Origin of the sequence: Streptomyces sp. NEAU-W12 (genome assembly GCF_026242095.1) — a bacterium.
Lineage (GTDB): Bacteria > Actinomycetota > Actinomycetes > Streptomycetales > Streptomycetaceae > Streptomyces.
The window spans coordinates 204,374-225,558 of the sequence record NZ_JAPJDM010000007.1 but is presented as its reverse complement, the minus strand read 5'-3'; the positions used below and the strand labels follow the sequence as shown (position 1 = coordinate 225,558).

Annotated in this window: 3 protein-coding genes (2 of these 3 running past the window's edge); all 3 read left to right on the top strand. The window is 73.1% G+C overall.

The genetic code is table 11. From position 1 onward, the window contains the following. Tightly spaced (each overlapping or abutting the next), the 3 genes in view from ORI94_RS11205 to ORI94_RS11195 form a layout consistent with a single transcriptional unit that may run on beyond the window. Positions 1-6,951, top strand: the 3' portion of a protein-coding gene (locus ORI94_RS11205; RefSeq protein WP_266074327.1) for an SDR family NAD(P)-dependent oxidoreductase. 21,144 nt of this gene lie to the left of the window's left edge; only the last 6,951 of its 28,095 coding nucleotides appear in the window; its start codon lies beyond the left edge, outside the window; the stop codon is at positions 6,949-6,951. Beyond that, complete coding sequence (locus tag ORI94_RS11200; protein ID WP_266074326.1) at positions 6,948-20,540, top strand: SDR family NAD(P)-dependent oxidoreductase; 13,593 nt, start codon at positions 6,948-6,950, stop codon at positions 20,538-20,540. The genes ORI94_RS11205 and ORI94_RS11200 overlap by 4 nt, the downstream gene beginning before the upstream one ends. Beyond that, positions 20,537-21,185 carry the start of an SDR family NAD(P)-dependent oxidoreductase gene (locus ORI94_RS11195; RefSeq protein WP_266074325.1) on the top strand. It continues 17,129 nt past the right edge of the window, so only the first 649 of its 17,778 coding nucleotides appear in the window; the start codon lies at positions 20,537-20,539; the stop codon falls past the right edge of the window. The genes ORI94_RS11200 and ORI94_RS11195 overlap by 4 nt, the downstream gene beginning before the upstream one ends.

Below are 21,185 nucleotides of genomic sequence, written 5' to 3'. Positions count from 1 at the left end.
GAGAGCGTCGACCGGCTCTGGGAGCACCTCGCCCACGGGGACAGCCTCGTCGGCGAGATCACCCGCTGGGACGTCTCACGGTTCGCCGAGCCCGGCGCCGACGTTCCCCGTCACGCGTCGCTGATGAACGACATCGACCTGTTCGACCCGGCGTTCTTCCAGATCTCCGGCGTCGAGGCGACCTACATGGACCCCCAGCAGCGCATCGCCCTGGAGGAGTCCTGGCGGGCGCTGGAGGACGCGGGCTACGCCGGAGCGGGCGCCCAGAGCACCAACTGCGGTGTCTACATCGGTACGCAGCCCGTGGACTACCTGCCGTCACCCGGCGCCGACACCCCGGCCCAGGCCATGTGGGGCAACGCCGAGTCGATCATGCCCGCCCGCATCTCGTACCACCTCGACCTGCGGGGCCCCGCCATCGCCGTCGACACGGCGTGCTCGGGCTCGCTGGTCGCCGTGCACCTGGCGTCCCAGGCGCTGCGCGCGGGCGAGGTCGAGATGGCCCTGGCGGGCGGGGTCTCCGTCCAGTGCGCGCCCCACTACTACCTCCAGGCCCACCGGGCCGGGATGCTCTCCGCGACCGGGCGGTGCCACACCTTCGACGAGCGGGCAGACGGCTTCGTACCCGGCGACGGTGTCGGCTTCGTCGTGCTCAAGCGCCTGAGCGACGCGCTCGCCGACGGCGACCACGTCCACGGCCTGATCCGAGGCTCCGGCCTCAACCAGGACGGCACGTCCAACGGCATCACCGCGCCGAGTGCGAAGTCCCAGGAACAGCTGGAGCGGTCCGTCTACGACAAGTACGGCGTCGACCCGGCCGACATCGGGCTCGTCGAGGCCCACGGCACCGGCACCCGGCTCGGCGACCCCATCGAGTTCCAGGCGCTGACCCGCGCGTTCCGCGCCTACACGGACAAGCGGGAGTACTGCGCCATCGGCTCGGTGAAGACCAACATCGGCCACACGTCGCCGACGGCGGGCGTGTCCGGGCTCATCAAGATCCTGCTCGCGCTGCGGCACCGCGAGATCCCGCGCTCCCTCAACTTCGAGCAGGGCAACGCGCACATCGACTTCGCGGCGAGTCCGTTCTACGTCAACACGGCTCACCGGCACTGGCCCGCCGAGGCGGGGCGGCCCCGGCTCGCGGCGCTGAACTCCTTCGGGTTCAGCGGGACCAACGCCCACATGGTGGTCGAGGAGGCGCCCGTACGGACGCGCGACGGCGTCCGCCCGCCCGTTCACCTCATCGTGCTCTCCGCTTTCTCCCGCCAGCAACTGCGTATCCAGGCAGAGCGGCTGACCGACCACCTGCGTGCCCATCCCGGCACCGACCTGGGTGACGTCAGCCTGACGCTGCTGCTCGGCCGCAGGCACTGCGCGGTCCGGCTGGCCTGCGTCGCGCGGACCACCGGAGAACTGGTGGAGCTGCTCAGGGAATGGCTGTCGACCGGTCGCGAGGAGCACGTGCGCGTCGCCGACCTGTCCGAGACCCGCCGGGGCGGCGACACCGAGCAGGAGCGGCACGGTGACTCCCGCATCCGACAGTGCGCCGCCGGCGCGTCGGAGAGCGAGCGCGCCGAGCACCTCGCGGTCGTCCGCGACCTGTACCTCCAGGGCTACGAACTGGAGTACGCGGAGCTGTTCGCCGCCGGTGCGCACCGGCGCACCCCGCTGCCGACGTACCCCTTCCAGCGCCAGCGGTACTGGCTGCCCGAGGCGGTCGAGGCTCCCGGCAGGCCTCCGGTCGCGCGCGTGCGGCCCGCGCTCGCGGGTCCGGTGGCCGAGGAGCCCGTAACCGCGCGGCCGGCACCGGCCGAGCCCGTACCCGCAGAGTCCGTGTCCGCGCGGCGCCCGGCGCTCCCCGCGGACGGCAACCACCTGACGCTGACCCCCGTGTGGGTCCGCGACCAGGCACCCGCGCGGGGGCCCGCCCCGCAGGCCGGTGTGGTCGTGTTCGGCGCCGACGCCACCGAACGCGCCCGGCTCACCGCCGAGTTCGGCGCGCCCGTCTTCCTGGACACCGAGCCCGCGCTCGGTGCGGAGGAGCTGACCGCGCGGCTGCGCGGCGTCGGGGACATCCGGCACCTCGTCTGGATCTCGCAGACGGGCGACGACTCGGACGCCACCGCGCTGCTGCGGCGGACCGACGCCGGGGTGATCGCGTTCTTCCGCCTCGTCAAGGTGCTGCTCGCGCTGGGGCACGCGGGTTCGGACCTGACCTGGACCGTCGTCACCCGGCAGACGCAGCCCGTACTGCGCGGCGAGCGGGTCCACCCCGCCGACGCGGGCCTGCTAGGCCTGGCGAGTGTGATGGGCAAGGAACTCCCCAACTGGCAGGTGAACCCGCTCGACCTCGGCGCGGGCGACGACATCCCCGTGGCCGCCCTGCTCGGCGCCGCTTCGCAGCCGGTCCGCGCGCTGCGCGGCGGACAGTGGTTCCGCCGGCGGCTGGTGCCCGCCGCGCTCGCCGCGCCGTCCGGCAGCCCGTACACCAGGGGTGGCGTGTACGTCGTCCTGGGCGGGGCCGGTGGGCTCGGCGAGATCTGGAGCGAGGACGTGATCAGGCGTTTCGGCGCCCAAGTCGTCTGGATCGGCAGGCGGGAGCCGGACGGCGCCGTCCAACGCAAGATCGACAGGCTGGCCGCGCTCGGCCCCACGCCCTGGTACGTCCGCGCCGACGCCGCCGACCGCGATTCGCTCGCCGCCGCCCACGCGCGGATCAAGCAGCGCTTCGGCACCGTCAACGGTGTGGTCCATTCCGTGTTCGGCCTGGTGGACAAGAGCCTGCCCAACACCGACGAGCAGCGGCTGCGGCTCGGCTTGAGCGCCAAGCTCGACGCGAGCGCGTGGACGGCCGACGTCTTCGACGCCGACGGCCTGGACTTCATGCTGTTCTTCTCGTCGGTCTCGTCGCTCAACCCGGCCATGGGGTACTGCAGTTACGTCGCGGGCAGCGCCGTCGAGGACGCACTCTCCCACCGTCTGTCCGCCGAGCGGCCCTACCCCGTGCGGGTGATCAACTGGGGCTACTGGGGCGCGGTGGGCAGCGGCCTCGACGTGCCGCAGCACGTCAGGGAGCGGATGTACGAGCAGGAGGGGCTGGCCGACATCGACCCGGCCCTCGCCATGGACACCGTCGAGCGGCTCCTGGCCTCGCAGCTGGTGCAGGTGGCCCACCTCAACACGCGCAAGCCGGAGAAGCTCGAGTCGTTCGACGGCCGGGAGTCGGTCCGCGTGCTGGGACCCGTCGTGCGCGGGCCCGCGCTCTCCCCGGCCCTGCCGTCACGCGTCGAACAGGTGCGGGCCGTCCGGACCGGCACCAAAGCCAAGGCGATGGAGCTGGACGAGATCCTGGCCAGGCTGATCTGGTGCGACCTGCGGGAGCGCGGCTGGTTCGGCAGGCCGACCTTCGACGCGGCGTCCTTCATGCGGGACAACGGGGTCCAGGCCGGGTTCGACCGGTGGGTCGGGGAGTGCTTCGCCGTCCTGACGCGCTTCGGCCACATCAAGGAGGCCGGCGACGGGTCCTTCACCGCCGTCGGCGACCGGTTCGACGCGCGGGCGGCCGAGCGGGAGTGGGAGCGCGGCAAGCGCGTGTGGCTCGCCGACCCCGAGCTGCGGGCCACGGCCGAGCTGGCCGACCGGACCTTCCGGGTGCTCACCGAGATCCTGACGGGGAAGGCGTCGGCCGTCGAGGTCGTCTTCCCCGGCTCCTCGCTCGAGTTCGTCGAGGGCATCTACAAGCACAACATGATCGCGGACCACTTCAACGACGTCGTCGGCGACTGCGTCGTGGAGCTGGTCGAGCGCAGGATCGCCGAGGACCCCGACGCCCAGGTCCGCATCTTCGAAGTGGGCGCGGGCACGGGCGGCACGACCGCGACGCTGATGCGGTGCCTCAAGCCGTACGCGCGTAACATCGGCGAGTACTGCTACACCGACATGTCGAACGCCTTCCTCATCCACGGCACGCGCGAGTTCGGTGCGGAGAACCCCTTCCTGCGCTGCCAGTTGTTCGACGCGAGCAAGCCGGTGACGGAGCAGGGCTTCACCGAGGGCGCCTACGATCTCATCGTCGCGACCAACGTGCTGCACGCCACCCGGGACATCCGCGAGTCGCTGCGCAACGCCAAGGCGTTGATGAAGCCCGGGGCCGCGCTGGTCATCAACGAGATCGACGGGTACACGCCGTTCAGCCTGATCACGTTCGCGCTCCTGGACGGCTGGTGGCTGTACGACGACCCGGAGCTGCGCACCGAGGGCGGTCCCGCGCTGTCGCCCAAGATGTGGCAGTCCGTGCTGGAGTGGGAGGGGTACGGAGCGGTCGAGTTCCCCGCCGCCGACGCGCACCTGCTCGGCCAGCAGGTCGTCGTGGCCTACAGCGACGGGGTGATCCGGCAGACCCGTGGCGGCGAGCAGCCGGTCGCCGCCGAAGCCGCCGCCCCCGTGGCGGCCGCCGCGCCGCCGTCCGGCGGTGCGGAACCGAAGCCCCGTACGGAGACCTGGGGCGACCCGGGAGCCCTCAAGGAGGCCGTGGCCGGCTACCTCAAGGACCTGGTGGCGCGCACGCTGATGATCCCGGCGGACTCCGTCAAAACCGGCGAGCCGCTGTCCACGTACGGTATCGACTCCATCCTGATCCTCCAGCTGCTCAACGGGCTCCAGAAGGACCTCGGGGAGGTCGGCAGCACGCTCTTCTTCGAGTACCGCACCGTCGGCGCGCTGGCGGACCACTTCGTCGCCGAGCGGCCGCAGGACGTCGCCCGAGTGGTCGGCCTCGCGCCGCAGCAGCCGCAGCAGGGGGCCGCCCCTGTCCCGGCGCCCGCCCCGGCCCGTCCCGCCGAGCCCCGTACCACCGGGTCCCGCGCCGTCCCGGCACCGGCCCGCGTGACCGAGCCCCGGCAGCCGGAGCGCGCCGTGCGGCCGCGCGGCGGCGGGGACATCGCGATCATCGGCATGAGCGCACGGTTCCCGCAGGCCGACACCCTGGACGAGTTCTGGGCCGGGCTGCGCTCCGGCAGGGACTCGATCACCGAGGTCCCCGCGGACAGGTGGGGGCTCGACGGCTTCTACGAGGCCGACAAGGACCGGGCCGCCGACGAGGGCAGGAGCTACAGCAAGTGGGGGGGCTTCCTCGACGGCTTCGCCGAGTTCGACCCGCTGTTCTTCGCGATGACGCCCAACGAGGCGATGGAGGCCGACCCCCAGGAGCGGCTGTTCCTGCAGGAGACGTGGAAGGCGTTCGAGGACGCGGGCTACACGCGGGCGCGCCTGGAGCGGGAGCACGGCGGGCGCGTCGGGGTCTTCGTCGGCATCACGCGCGCCGGGCACAACCTGTACGGCCCCGAGCGGTGGCGGCGCGGCGACATGACGTCCCCCTACACCTCCTTCGGTTCGGTCGCGAACCGCGTGTCGTTCAAGCTGAACCTGAACGGCCCCAGCATGCCCATCGACACGATGTGCTCCTCGTCGCTCACGGCGCTGCACGAGGCGTGCGAGCACCTGCTCGGGGACGAGTGCGAACTGGCCGTGACGGGCGGGGTCAACCTTTACCTGCACCCGTCGGGCTACGTCGGCCTCTCCCGGCTGCAGATGCTCTCGGACGACGGCAAGTGCCGCAGCTTCGGGCGCGGCGCCAACGGGTTCGTGCCGGGCGAGGGCGTCGGTGCGCTCGTCCTCAAGCGGCTCGACGACGCGGAGCGGGACAACGACCGCATCCACGCCGTCATCCGCGCCACGAGCGTCAACCACGGGGGCACGACGAACGGTTACACCGTGCCCAACCCGGTTGCCCAGGGGAACCTGATCCGCCGGGCGCTGGACAAGGCGGGCATCGACGCTTCCACGGTCAGCTACGTGGAGGCCCACGGCACCGGCACCGCGCTGGGAGACCCCATCGAGATCAACGGACTGAAGCGCGCGTTCTCCGACGACACCCGGCACACCCAGTTCTGCGCGATCGGCTCGGTGAAGAGCAACATCGGGCACGCGGAGGCCGCGGCGGGCTTGGCGGGCGTGTGCAAGGTCGTGCTCCAGATGCGCCACGGCGAGCTGGCGCCCACGCTGCACGCGGACGAGGTGAACCCGCACATCGACTTCGCGTCGTCGCCGTTCGTCGTGCAGCGCGAGCGGGCCGAGTGGCGGCGCCCCCTCGTCGAGGTCGACGGGGTCGTCCGCGAGGTGCCGCGCAGGGCGGGCGTCTCGTCCTTCGGCGCGGGCGGCGCCAACGCCCACGTACTGATCGAGGAGTACCGCCCGGCCGGGCCCGCTACCCGGCGCGTCCCGGACGCAGGACCGGCCGTGATCGTGCTCTCCGCGATGGACGCGGAGCGGCTGCGCGAGCAGGCGGACGCGCTCCTGCACTGGCTGTCAGGCCCGGGGCGGGACGAGGTGCCGCTCGCCGACGTCGCGTACACGCTCCAGGTCGGCCGTGAGGCCATGCCCGAGCGGCTCGGGACGGTCGTCGGCTCGCTCGGCGAACTGGCGGACAGGCTGCGCGGTTTCCTCGACCGGCCCGAGCATATCGAGGGTCTGCACCGCAGCCGCGTCAACCGCGGCGCGGCGTTCACCGCCGACGAGGGCCTGGACGAGGTCGTCGCGGCCTGGCTTGCCAAGGGCCAGTACGCCAAGGTGCTCGACCTGTGGGTGAACGGCTACGACGTCGACTGGCGGGTGCTGCACGCAGGCACGGACGTGCGGCCTGTTTCCCTGCCGACCTACCCCTTCGCCAGGGAGCGGTACTGGGTCGCCGACGAAGCGGCGGACGAAGCGGCCGACGGGCCCGGCGATGCTGCGGAACCGGACGGCGAAGGCCCGCGATCGCAGGTCGACGACGTCCTCGACGACTACCTGAACGGCTCACTCGACCTGGCCGCCGCGGCACAGATGCTCGGCCCGGCGTTCACCACCGCGCCGGCGCGCACTACGGAAAACGGAGGGGCGGCCAAGTGAACGACGCACTGGTCAAGATGCTGCTGGACCTCAAGGCGAACCGCATCTCCAAGGAGCAGTTCAAGGAGGCGGTGAACAGCGAGGCGCCGCGCGCGAGCGAGGGCACGGGCCCGGACCTCGTGAGGCTCGGCCCCGTCTGGGAGCGGGCGGCCGACGCCACCGCCGCCGGGGCACCCGGGCACGTCGTGCTGTTCGCGGGGGAGCGGCAGGCGGCGGACGCGCTGCGGGGCGTCTTCGACGTCCGCCTCCTGGAGACCTCGGCACGCGGACTCGCCGAGCGCTACACGGAGTTCGCCTGCCAGGTGCTGGAGACGGTCAGGCGGCTGCTTGCCGACCCGACGCTGCCCCGGACGCTCGTCCAGCTCGTCTGCCCGGAGACCGGCGACGACGCGCCCCTGTCCGGTCTGTTCGCGATGGTGCGGACGGCGGCGCTGGAGAACCCGAAGGTCGTGCCGCAGCTGGTGCTCGTCGACCCGGAGCAGCGCGCTCAGCGGGTGGCCGAGCAGGTCCTGGAGGCGCGAAACCACGCGGACGCGTCGGCGGTGCGCTGGCGCGACGGCGAGCGGCAGGCCCTGGCCTGGCGGGAGCTGCCCGCCCCCGCCCGCACCGACCTGCCCTGGAAGGAAGGCGGCACCTACGTCATCACCGGCGGCCTGGGCGGCTTGGGGCTGATCTTCGCCGAGGACCTGCTGCGGTCGGTCCGCAGCGCGACGCTCTACCTGACCGGCCGTTCGCCCCTGGACGGCGAGCGGGTGCCGGTACTGGAGGCGCTGAGCCGCCCGCACGCGCAGGTGTGCTACGCGCGGCTCGACGTCGCGGACACGGCCGCCGTCGAGGAGTTCGTGGCCGGGGTCGGACGGGACCACGGTTCGATCGACGGCATCATCCACAGCGCCGGGGTCACCAGGGACGGCCTCATCCGGACCAAGAGCGCGCAGGCGCTGCGGGAGGTCCTGGCCCCGAAGGTGACCGGGACGGTCAACCTCGACCGCGCCAGCCGGGACCTCGCGTTGGACTTCTTCGTCACGTTCTCCTCCGGCGCCGCGGTCACCGGCAACACCGGCCAGGCGGACTACGCGACCGCCAACGCGTTCATGGACGCCTTCGCGCACCACCGCGACGCCCTCGCCGCGTCGGGCCGGCGCTCCGGGCGCAGCCTGTCCGTCAACTGGCCCCTGTGGGCGGAGGGCGGCATGACCGTCGACGAGGAGACGGCGCGCGCGCTCCACGAGGACCTCGGCATGGCTCCGCTGCGCACGGAGAGCGGCATCCGTGTCCTGCACGAGTTCCTCCTGTCGACGCACAGCCAGGTGATGGCCGTCGAGGGCGACGGCGCCCGGATCCGCCGGGCCTTCACCGCCCCGCCCGCCACCGCCCGGCCCGCCGGGACCCCGGCGCACACCGCGCCCGCGCTCCCCGTGGCGGCCGTCGCCGAGGACGAGCTGCGCGAGAAGGTGGTCGACAAGCTCGCCAGGATGCTCGGCGCCGTCACCGGCCTGCGGGCCGCGCAGATCGACGCGGGCGCGACCCTGGAGAGCCACGGAGTCGACTCCATCGTCGTCACGCGGCTGAACCGCAAGCTCGCCGAGGTCTTCCCCGGCCTTTCGGCAGCGCTGCTGTACGAGTACAACTCGCTGGACAGCCTCGGCGCCCACTTCGTCGCCGAACACCGGGAGCAGTGCCTCACCTGGACCGGCGCCGAAGCGGCGCGCCCCGTGGCCGCGGCCCCCGCCGTGGCGCAGGCCCCCGCACCGGCCGTCTCCGCACAGGCCGCCCCCGCCCCGGTCGTCCCCGTTCCGGCCGGCGTCGTGCGGGACACGCCCGACGCCGCCGAGGCCGTCGCGGTCATCGGCATGAGCGGCCGCTTCCCCGGGGCGCGCAACCTGGACGAGTACTGGGAGAACCTGGCCGAGGGGCGCGACTGCGTCTCGGAGGTCCCGCCGCAGCGCTGGGACCTGACCGGTTTCTTCCACGCGAACCGCGACGAGGCCGTCGCGCGGGGACTGAGCTACAGCAAGTGGGGCGGCTTCCTGGAGGGGTTCGCCGACTTCGACCCGCTGTTCTTCGCCATCTCGCCGCACGAGGCGATGAGCATGGACCCCCAGGAGCGCCTGTTCCTCCAGGAGTCCTGGAACGCGCTGGAGGACGCGGGCTACACCCGCCGCCGCCTGGCCGACCTGCACGGCGGGCGCGTCGGCGTCTTCGCCGGTGTCTCCAAGACCGGCTTCGAGCTGTACGGGCCGGGTCTTTGGGAGCAGGGCGAGAACCTCCACCCCGTCACGTCGTTCGCGGCCGTGGCGAACCGGGTGTCGTACTTCCTCGACCTCAAGGGCCCGAGCCTGGCCATCGACACGATGTGCTCGTCGTCGCTGAGCGCCGTCCACGAGGCGATGGAGCACCTGCGGCGCGGCGAGTGCGACGCGGCCATCGCGGGCGGCGTCAACCTCTACGCCCACCCGTCGAGCTACGTCCTCATGTCCCGGGTGCGGATGCTCTCCGACGACGGCAAGTGCCGCAGCTTCGGCGCGGGCGGCACCGGGTTCGTCCCCGGCGAGGGCGTGGCCGTCCTGCTGCTCAAGCGGCTGGCGGACGCGCGGCGCGACGGCGACGTCATCCACGCCGTGCTGCGCGGCAGCAGCATCAACCACGGCGGCCGGACCCACGGCTACACCGTGCCCAACCCGGCCTCCCAGGCCGAAGCGGTGCGCGAGGCCATGGACAGGGCCGGGGTGTCGGCGCACGACATCGGCTACGTCGAGACGCACGGCACCGGGACCTCGCTCGGCGACCCCATCGAGATCGCCGGTCTGTCCCGGGCGTTCGCAGGGGACGCCGGTTCCCGTCAGTACTGCGCGATCGGCTCGGCGAAGAGCAACATCGGCCACCTGGAGGCCGCGGCGGGCGTCGCCGGGCTGGTCAAGGTGGTGCTCCAGCTGCGGCACGGGAAGATCGCGCCCAGCCTGCACGCGCAGGAGCTGAACCCGGAGATCGACTTCGGTCCGACCCCGTTCCGCGTCCAGCGGGAGCTGGCCGAGTGGAAGCGCCCCGCGGCCGTCGCCGACGGGGCCGTGGTGGAGCGCAACCGCGTCGCCGGGATCTCCTCGTTCGGCGCCGGAGGATCCAACGCGCACGTGATCGTGGAGGAGTACCGCGCCACGGCCGCCGCCCCCGACGACCACGGCCCGCAGCTGATCGTGCTCTCGGCCAAGGACCGCGCCCGCCTGCGCGAGCGCGCCGGGGAACTGGCGGGCTGGCTCGGCCGCGGGGACACCGCGCACCCGCACCTCGCCGATGTCGCGTACACGCTGCAGGTGGGCCGTGAGGCGATGGAGTCGCGGCTCGCCCTGCGCGTCGCCTCGTCGGCCGAACTCACGGACAAGCTCACCGCGTTCGCGGCGGGCGACGACGACGTCGAGGGCCTGCACCTCGGCGACGTCAAGCAGCACAGGGAGACCCTGGCCCTGCTCACCGCCGACTCCGACATGGCGTCGACCGTCGGGGCGTGGATCGGCAAGGGCAAGTTCACCAAGCTGATGGACCTCTGGGTCAAGGGACTCGCGTTCGACTGGGAGACCCTGCCCCGCGCGGGCGCGATGCGCCGGGTCTCCTTGCCGTCCTACCCGTTCGCCAAGGAGCGCTACTGGGTCGGCGACGTGGATACGGCCGCCCCGCGCACCGGCGGCGCGCCGAGCGCCGGCGCAGTGCACCCGCTGGCGCAGGTGAACTCGTCGACGCTGGAGGTTCAGCGCTTCGACTCGGTGTTCTCCGGCGACGAGTTCTTCCTGCGGGACCACGTCGTCCGGGGCGAGCGGGTGCTGCCCGGCGTGGCGTACGTGGAGATGGCGCGGGCCGCGGTCGCCGCGTCGGCGGACGGCGCCGACAGGCTGAGGCTGCGCAACGTGGTGTGGGCGCGGCCCGTCAAAGTGGCCGACGAGCCCGTGCGGGTGCGCACGACTCTGGTCGTTGAGCCCGGGGGAGAGGTACGCTTCACGGTCACCACGTCCTCCGGAGCGGACGGCGACGTGGTGCACAGCCAGGGCGCGGCCGCGCTCGGCGCCCCGGGCCGGGTGGCGCCGGTGGACGTCGCGGGAGTGCGGGCCGCCTGCGACGGCGCGGTGTGGGACGCGGAGCGCTGCTACGCCCTGTACCGGTCGCTGGGCCTGGACTACGGCCCCGGCCACCGCGGGGTGGAGAGCGTCGCGGTCGGCGAGGGCCAGGCGCTCGCGCGGCTGCGGCTGTCCGCCGGAGCGGCGGACGTTCCGGGCGAGTTCGTGGTGCACCCGGGCCTGATGGACTCGGCGCTCCAGGCGACCGTGGGGCTGCTCGCCGAGAGCGGTGGCGCGGAGGACGGCGCGCTGTTCCTGCCGTTCGCGGTGGACGAGGTGGAGATCCTCGCGCCGTTCCGCGACAGCATGTGGGCCTGGGTGCGCTACAGCGCCGACGACCACCCCGGCAGTGGGGTGCGCAAGCTCGACATCGACGTGTGCGACGACGACGGCGTGGTGTCCTGCCGGTTCACCGGGTTCTCGACACGCGCCTACGGCACCGGTGACGCCCTCGAGCCGCGGCAGGTTCCGGCGCACACGCCGGACGGCACGCGGGACGAGCGCGTCTGCGCCTACCTGGCCGAAGTGCTGGCGGCCGAGCTGCGGCTCGACGCCGACCGGTTCGACGTCGACGACGCCTTCGAGGTGTACGGCATCGACTCGATCATGACCATGAACCTGACCAACAAGCTGGAGCAGGAATTCGGTTCGCTGCCCAAGACCCTGTTGTTCGAGTACCAGAGCATCCGTGCCCTCGCCGGGTACTTCGCGACGGCGCACGAGGAACGGCTGGCCGAGCTGCTCGGCGTGGCAGGCGGGTCCGACGGCGGGCAGACCGGGCGCACCGAGGACACGGCCGCCGACGCCGACGCCGCCGGGCCCGTCGTGGTGTCGGCGAAGCGTCCGCTGGTGCGGGCGCGCGAAGCGGTGCGGTCGCGTGCCACGGGCCGTGCCGACGTGGCGATCGTGGGCGTCGCCGGGCAGTACCCGGGAGCGTCGAACGTACGGGAGTTCTGGCGCAACCTGGTGGACGGCAGGAATTGCGTGACCGAGATCCCGGCGGACCGATGGGACCACAGCCGCTACTACGACGCCGACAAGCACGCGGCGGGCAGGACGTACGCCAAGTGGGGTGGGTTCCTGGACGGCGCGGACCGCTTCGACGCGCTGTTCTTCAACATCTCCCCGCGCGAGGCGGAGTTCATGGACCCGCAGGAGCGGCTGTTCCTGGAGTGCGTCCAGGAGACGTTCCAGGACGCCGGGTACACGCGGCCCGACCTGAGCCGCCACAGCGCCGACGGACTCGGCGGCAACGTCGGCGTCTTCGTCGGCGTGATGTACGAGGAGTACCAGCTGTACGGCGCCCAGGAGCAGGCACGGGGCCGCAACATCGCGCTGTCCGGCAACCCGTCCTCCATCGCGAACCGGGTGTCGTACTTCTTCGACCTGCACGGCCCCTCGATGGCCGTGGACACGATGTGCTCCTCGTCGCTCACGGCGCTGCACCTGGCCTGCCAGAGCCTCGTCAACGCCGAGTGCGAGGTGGCCGTCGCCGGCGGCGTCAACCTGTCGCTGCACCCCAACAAGTTCCTGATGCTGGGCAGCGGCAAGTGGGCGTCGAGCCGCGGGCTGTGCGAGAGCTTCGGCGCCGACGGCGACGGCTACGTACCCGGTGAGGGCGTGGGCGCCGTCCTGCTCAAGCCGCTGGACCGCGCGGAGGCGGACGGGGACACGGTCCACGGCGTCATCCGTGGCACGGCCGTGAACCACGGCGGCAAGACGAACGGGTACTCGGTGCCGAACCCGCGGGCGCAGGCCAAGGCGATCGGCCGGGCGCTGAGCCGGGCCGGGGTGGACGCCAGGGACGTGTCGTACGTGGAGGCGCACGGCACCGGCACGTCGCTGGGCGACCCGATCGAGATCGCCGGTCTGACGAACGCGTTCCGCGAGTACGCCGACGACCACCAGTTCTGCGCGATCGGCTCGGTGAAGAGCAACATCGGCCACGCCGAGAGCGCCGCCGGCATCGCCGGGCTCACCAAGGTGCTGCTCCAGATGAAGCACGGGCAGCTGGTTCCGTCTCTGCACTCCGATGTGCTGAACCCGCACATCGACTTCGCGAACAGCCCCTTCACGGTCCAGCGGTCCCTGGCCGAGTGGACCCGCCCCCGCGCCGCCGACGGCACCGAGTCGCCGCGCATCGCCGGGGTGTCCTCGTTCGGCGCCGGAGGGTCGAACGCCCACGTCATCGTGGAGGAGTACGTCCCCGCCCAGCGGTTTGGCGGCGAGCCGGACACCGAGGTGGCGATCGTGCTCTCCGCGCGGACCGAAGCCGGCCTGCGCGACCAGGCCGGGCAGCTCCTGGAGTGGATCGACCTGGACGGGGAGGCCGAGGCGCTGTCCGACGTCGCCTACACCCTGCAGACCGGCCGGGACGCGTTCGAGGAACGGCTCGGCCTCGTCGTCGCGGACACCGGTGAACTCACCCGGGCGCTCCGGGGATTCCTCGCGGGAAAGGACGTTCCCGGCCTGTACCGCGCGAAGGCCAAGCGGCGCGGCGGCGACAGCCTGCGCGTGTTCGCCGCCGACGAGGACATGGCGCGGGCGCTGGACGCCTGGATCGGGAAGAAGAAGTACGGCAAGCTGCTCGAACTGTGGGTGGCGGGCCTGGCCGTGGACTGGGCGAAGCTGCACGCGCCCGGCACGCGGCGCCGGATCTCCTTGCCCACGTACCCCTTCCAGCGCGAGCGCTACTGGCCGTCCCTGGACGAGGACCGGGCGTCGCTGCCGGGCGCCGCGCGGCTGCACCCCCTCGTTCACACGAACACCTCCAGCCTGGCCGGACAGCGGTTCAGTTCGGTGTTCACCGGGGACGAGTTCTTCCTGGCCGACCACCGGGTGAGCGGTGACCGCGTGCTCTCCGGCGCGGCGTGCCTGGAGCTGGTGCGGGCGGCCGTGGCGGTGTCCCTGGACGGCGAGCCGCACGGCACGGTCCGTCTCACCAACGTCGCCTGGACGCGGCCCGTCGTCGTGGGACAGACACCGCTGGCGGTCCACGTGCGCCTGAGCCCCGGCGGCGGCGACGGCATCGCCTTCGAGGTCTACAGCCACCCCGGCCAGGACCCCGCCGCGCGGCCGGTGATCCACAGCGAGGGCATGGTGCTCGTGCCGCCCGCGCCCGAGGGTGGCATCCTCCGCACCACCGTCGACCTGGCGGGGCTGCGGGCCCGGTGCCGGGACGTGGAGCTGGACGCCGGCCAGGTGTACGGCGCCTTCGCGGCGCACGGCATCGACTACGGCCCCGGCCACCGGGGCATCCAGCGGCTGTGGGCGGGCGAGGGGCAGGCCGTCGCCCGGCTGGTGCTGCCCGACAGCGTCGGGACGACGCTGGGCGGCTACGGCCTCCACCCGGCCCTGGTGGACTCGGCCCTCCAGGCCGCGGTCGGGGTCACCGCGGACGCCGACGGGACCCCGCACCTGCCCTTCGCGGTCGACGAGGTGGAGATCGCCGGAGACTGCGCGCGGTCCATGTGGGCGTGGGTGCGCCCCAGCGGCGGCCGGCAGGAGGACTCCGGGGTCCGCCGCCTCGACATCGACCTGTGCGACGACAACGGTACGGTCGCCCTCCGGCTCAAGGGCCTGTCGGTGCGGGCCTACTCGGCCGGGAAGACCGGGACCGGGAAGGCCGGGACCGGTGAGGCCGGGGCGTTCCTCGCCGCGCCGCACTGGGTCGGCGACGAACACCGGGGCGGCGCGCGCGAAGGCGGCCCCGCCACGGTGACCGCGGTCGTCGGGCTGCCCGGCGTCGCGGACGTGCTCGAAGCGCGTGCGGGGGCCCGCGTCGTCCGGCTGGAGTCCGGCGCGTCGGGTCTGGACGGGCGGTTCTCCGACTACGCGGCACAGCTCTTCGGCGTGGTGCGCGAGGTACTGGCCGAGCGCTCGCACGACGAGGTGTGCGTACAGGTCGTGGCGGGCGCCGACGGGCAGTCGTCGGTCTGGTCGGGTCTCGCCGGTGTCGTGCGGACCGCCGCGCTGGAGAACCCGCGCGTCACGGGCCAGGTCGTCCTGGTGGAACCGTGGGAGGAGCCGGAGCGGGCCGCCGGGTGGGCGGTTGCCGACCGCGCCGCGGCGGACGACGCGGTGGTGCGCTACCGCGGTGGTGCCCGTGAGGTGCTGCGGTGGCGCGAGCTGCCCGGCGCCGCTGCGGACGGCGGCGTGCCGGCGGCGTGGCAGGACGCCGGGGTCTACCTGATCACAGGCGGTGCCGGCGGGCTCGGCGTGCTGTTCGCCCGTGACATCGCCGCACGGGTGCGGGGCGCGCGGATCGTGCTCACCGGCCGCGGCCCCCTGGACGAGAGCAGGGAGGCGGTCGTGGCCGAACTGCGGGCGTCGGGTGCGGAAGCCACGTACGAGCAGGTCGACGTCACCGACCGGGCCCAGGTGGAAGCGCTGGTGCGCCGCGTCCGCGACGCGTACGGCCGCCTGGACGGTGTGCTGCACAGCGCGGGCGTGATCCGGGACGGCTTCATCCTGAAGAAGTCCCGGGCCGACTTCGACGCCGTGCTGGCGCCGAAGGTGACGGGCCTGGTCAACCTCGACGAGGCGACCCGGGACGTGGACCTCGGCTTCCTCGTGCCCTTCTCGTCGGTCGCCGGTGTCTCGGGCAACGTCGGGCAGGCCGACTACGCGGCGGCGAACGCCTTCATGGACGCCTTCGCCGCGCACCGCAACACCCTGGTGGCCAGGGGCGAACGGCGCGGTCGTACGCTCTCGGTCAACTGGCCGCTGTGGGCCGAGGGCGGCATGGGCGTCGACGCCGGAACCGAGCGGGCGATGCGCGAGAACTTCGGCATGGTCCCGCTGCGGACCCCGACCGGGATCGACGCCCTGCACCGGGCGCTGACCACCGGCGAGGACCAGGTCATGGTCCTGGAGGGCGACACAGAGCGCTTCGCGTCCCTCATCGGCGCCCCGGCGGACGGCCCGGGACCCGCCGCCGACGACCTGACCGCCGACGACCTGACCGCCCGCGCCCCGGCCGCCGACGAACCGGCTTCCGAAGGCGGCGAAGGCATCGAGCGCGCGGCGGTGGCGTACCTCACCAAGCTGCTCTCGTCGGTCATCAACCTCCCCGCCGCCCGGATCGACCCCGAGGCGTCGCTGGAGGACTACGGCATCGACTCCGTGATGGCCATGGACCTCACCCGGGCTCTGGAGGAGGTCTTCGGGTCGTTGTCGAAGACCCTCCTCTTCGAGTACCAGAGCATCGAGGCGCTCGCCGGGCACTTCGTCACCGCCCACCCGCAGAAGGTGCGCGCGCTCCTCCCCGTCACGGACGGCGGCGCACGGGCCCCCGCGGCGGCCGATCCGGCCGCGCGCGAGACCGCGCCCGCGAAGAGGGGCACCTGGCGGGAGCGCGCCGGGCGTCCGCGGGCCGGGGCAGCGACGGAGGGCACAGCTCCTGCCGGGCCCGCCGACATCGCGATCATCGGCCTGGCGGGCCGCTACCCGCAGGCGCACGACGTCCACGGGTTCTGGCGCAACCTGGCCGACGGCAAGGACTGCGTCACCGAGATCCCCGCCGAGCGCTGGGAGCACGAGCGACACTTCGACGCCGGACGGCGGGCCGCCGGAAAGGCGTACAGCAAGTGGGGCGGATTCGTCGACGGCGCCTACGAGTTCGACCCGCTCTTCTTCAACATCTCGCCGCGCGAGGCGGAGATCATGGACCCGCAGGAACGGCTGTTCCTGCAGTGCGTGTACGAGACCCTCGAAGACGCCGGGTACGTAAGGGAGTCGGTGAAGACCCGCGCGGGCAACGTGCTGAAGGGCCGCGTCGGGGTGTTCGTCGGCGTGATGTACGAGGAGTACCAGCTCTACGGCGCGCAGAGCCAGGCGCTCGGCGATCCCCTCGCGGTCAGCGGCAGCGCCGCCGCCATCGCGAACCGGGTGTCGTACTTCTGCAACTTCCACGGCCCGAGCATGAGCGTGGACACCATGTGCTCGTCGTCCCTGACGTCGATCCACCTGGCGTGCCGGAGCATCAGGTGGGGCGACTGCGACGTCGCGGTCGCGGGCGGGGTCAACCTGTCGCTGCACCCGAACAAGTACCTGCTGCTGAGCACCGGCAACTTCGTCTCCAGCTCCGGACGCTGCGAGAGCTTCGGCGCGGGCGGCGACGGCTACGTACCGGGTGAGGGCGTGGGCGCCGTCCTGCTGAAGCCGCTGGCGAAGGCCGTCGCCGACGGCGACCGGATCTACGGGGTGATCAAGGGCACGGCGCTCAACCACGGCGGGAAGACCAACGGTTACACCGTGCCGAACCCGCACGCCCAGGCCGGAACGATCGCCGACGCGCTGAACGCGGCGGGCGTCAGCGCCCGTGACGTCGGCTACGTCGAGGCCCACGGCACGGGGACCTCGCTCGGCGACCCGATCGAGATCACCGGGCTGTCGAAGGCGTTCCGCGAGCACACCCAGGACAACCAGTTCTGCGCGATCGGTTCGGTGAAGAGCAACATCGGCCACGCGGAGAGCGCCGCCGGCATCGCCGGCCTCACGAAGGTCCTGCTCCAGCTGCGCCACCGCAAGCTCGCTCCGTCCCTGCACGCCGAGACCTTGAACCCGAACATCGACTTCACCGGCACCCCGTTCACCGTCCAGCGCGAACTCGCCGACTGGCCGGCGCCCGACCCCGCGACCCCGCGGATCGCCGGGGTCTCCTCCTTCGGCGCGGGCGGCTCCAACGCCCACGTCATCGTCGCGGAGTACCTCCCCGCGGCGCGGGAGCACGCCTCGGCGGCCGTCGGCCCCGTCGTCGTGCCCCTGTCGGCGCGCACCGGCGGCGAGCTGCGCGACGTGGTCCGCAATCTCGTCGAATGGCTGACGCGCCCCGGCAACGACGGACTCGGCCTGGCGGACGTGGCGTACACGCTCCAGGTCGGCCGCGAGCCGCTGGCCGAGCGCCTGGGCGTCCTGGCCACCTCCGTGCCCGACCTCGTCGGGAAACTGCGCCACGTCCTCGCGGGCACCCCCGCCGACGGCATCGTGCGCAGCGGGGCCAGGGACGAGAACGGCGAGAACACCGTCTCCGCGCTGTTCTCCCAGGACGCCGACCTCGACACCCTGATCACTGCCTGGGTCGCGAAGGGGAGGCACGAGAAGCTGCTCGAACTGTGGGTCAACGGCGTCCCCGTCGACTGGCACCACCTCCACCCCGACGGCAGGACACCGCGACGCGTCGCACTGCCCACCTATCCGTTCGGCCGCGAGCGCTACTTCCCGTTCGGCGACCGGGCCGTGGACACCCGCGGGCCGCGCGTGCTGCACCCGCTGGTGCACGAGAACACGTCGGACCTGACGGAGCAGCGGTTCACCTCGGTGTTCACCGGGCACGAGCCGTTCCTGCGCGACCACGTCGTCAACGGCGCCAAGCTCATGCCGGGCGCGGCCCTGCTGGAGATGGCCGTCGCCGCGACCTGCATCACCTGCCGGACCCAGGTGGAACCCGAGGCGCCGGTGGCGCTCAAGAACGTCGCCCTGGCACAGCCGCTGCACGTGAGCGGCGAGCCGCGGGAGGTCCACATCGGCCTGCACCCGCAGGCCGACGGCGACATCGGTTTCCGGGTCTACAGCACCGCCGCCGACGCGGAGCCGGTCGTGCACGGCGAAGGCGCCGTCTACCTCGCGGAAGGAGCCGCCCAGCCGGTGCTCGACCTCCGGGCCCTGCGCGACGCCTGCGACCGCGCGGAGCTCACTGCCGAGGAGTGCTACGAGGCGTACGGCGCCGCGGGGATCGACTACGGCCCCACGCACCGGGGCGTCCGGCACATCTGGATCGGGCGGGACCAGGCGCTGGCGCAACTCGCGCTGCCCGCGGCGGCCCACGGCACGCAGCGCGACTACACGGTGCACCCGAGCCTCGTCGACGCGGCGCTGCAGGCGTCCGTGGGCGTGGCGGGCAGCCTGGGGGCACGGCGCGGTGGCGCCGTGCCCGTGCCCTTCGCGATCGACGACGTCCTCGTCCTCGACGGCGGTACCGCCGCCATGTGGGCGCTGGTCCGCCCCAGCGCGGACCAGCCGGGCGACGCCGCGCTCCACAAGGTCGACGTGGACCTGGCCGACGACCAGGGCCGCGTGCGCGTCCGGATCGGCGGCCTGTCCTTCCGCGCCCTCGAGGGGCAGCCGACCGGACGTGTGAGGGAGACGGCCGACGTACGGGCGCTGCTGCACCCCCAGTGGCAGACGCGCCCCGTGACGAACGCCCCGCCGGAGGACGCCGACGTGCGGCGCACCGTGTTGCTGGTCGGGATGCCGGAGGTGGCGGCGCTGCTGCCGGTGCACGACAACGCCGTCGTACTGACCTCCGGCGACAAGGAACTGGACCGGCGGTACACCGCGTACGGGCTGCAGGCGCTCGAACACGTGCGTTCCGTGCTGCGCGGCGCGTCCGCGGGCCGGGCCAGCATCCAGCTGGTCATCGGCCAGGGCCCCGCGTCCGCCCCGCTGGCCGGGCTCGTCGGGCTGCTGCGCACGGCCACGCTCGAGAACCCCAACGTCTCGGCTCAGGTCATCCTCCTGGAGGAGACGGACACGCCCGAGAGTGCCGCCGAGCGGGTGCGGGAGAACCGCGCGCACCTCGACGACACGCTCGTGCGGTACGCCGACGGGCGGCGCGAGGTGCCCGTGTGGATCGAGGACGGCGACACCGCGGCCGGCGTCCCCCCGGTTCCGTGGCGGGAGAACGGGGTCTACCTCCTGACCGGCGGGGCGGGAGCGCTGGGCCTGGTCTTCGCGCGGGAGATCGCGACGCGCACGCACAGCGCCACGCTGGTGCTGACCGGGCGCTCTCCGGTCGACGCGCGGGTGCGCGAAGCTCTGCGGGAGCTGCGGGCCCACGGCGCGTCGGCGCACTACGTACAGCTCGACGTCGCGGACGCGGCAGCGGTCGACGCGGTGGTGGACGCCCTGGTGGAGGAGCACGGCCGCATCGACGGCGTCGTGCACGCCGCCGGGGTGACCCGGGACGGCTACATCCTGACCAAGCGCGCCCAGGACTTCGCGGAAGTCCTGGCCCCGAAGGTGTCCGGAGCGGTGAACCTCGACCGGGCGACGGCCACGCTGCCGCTGGACTTCTTCGTGACGTTCTCCTCCACGACGGGCGCGTTCGGCAACGCGGGCCAGGCCGACTACGCGGCGGCCAACGCGTTCTTGGACGCCTACACCTGGCACCGCCAGGACCTCGTGGCCCGCCGGGAGCGCTCCGGGCACAGCCTGTCCGTCAACTGGCCGCTGTGGGAAGACGGGGGGATGGACGTGACACCGGAGGTCCGGTCGGTGCTGCGCTCGCGCTACGGCGTCGTCCCCCTCGACACGGCGGTCGGCGTCGCGGCCTTCCTCCGCGCCGTCGCCTCGACGCACCACCAGGTCATGGTCGCTTCCGGACCGGGCCGCGCGGGAGCCGGGGGCACCGGATCGTCCGCCGCGCGACCGAGCTCGGACCAGAGTTCCCCCTTCTCTTCTGCCGCCGGGACGAATCAGTGACGCACAACGACACCAGCACCCTCGAAGCCAAGGCGACGGCGTTCTTCACGGGCGTCCTCTCCGAGGTCATCAAGCTCCCGGCCGACCGCATCGACGCCCGTGCGGCGTTCGACAGCCTGGGTCTGGACTCGGTGATGATGATGCGGATGACCGACGAACTGGAGGCCGTCTTCGGGTCGCTGCCGAAGACCCTGTTCTTCGAGTTCCGCGACATCCGCGCCCTCACCAGCCACTTCCTCACCACGCACGGCCCCGAGCTGGCCCGGCACCTGGGCGCGGAGCCCGACAGCGGGCCCGCGGACGCGCCCCCGGCTCCCGCCCCGGCTCCCGTCCCGGCGCCCGCCAGGGGCCGGGCCGCCGCACCGGGCCGGCGCGCCTTCGCGCGCAAGCCGCTCAGGGCGGACAAGTGGGCGACGCGGTTCGACGCGCCGCGGACGCTCCCGGCCGCACCCGCACCCGCCCCCGCCCCCGCACCCGCGCCGCAGGGCCGGGCGAAGGGGCTCGACATCGCGGTCATCGGGCTGGCCGGGCGCTACCCGAAGGCCCGTACGCTCGACGAGTTCTGGGCGAACCTGGCCGACGGGCGCGACTGCGTGACCGAGATCCCGGCCGACCGCTGGGACCAGAGCGTGTACTACGACGCCG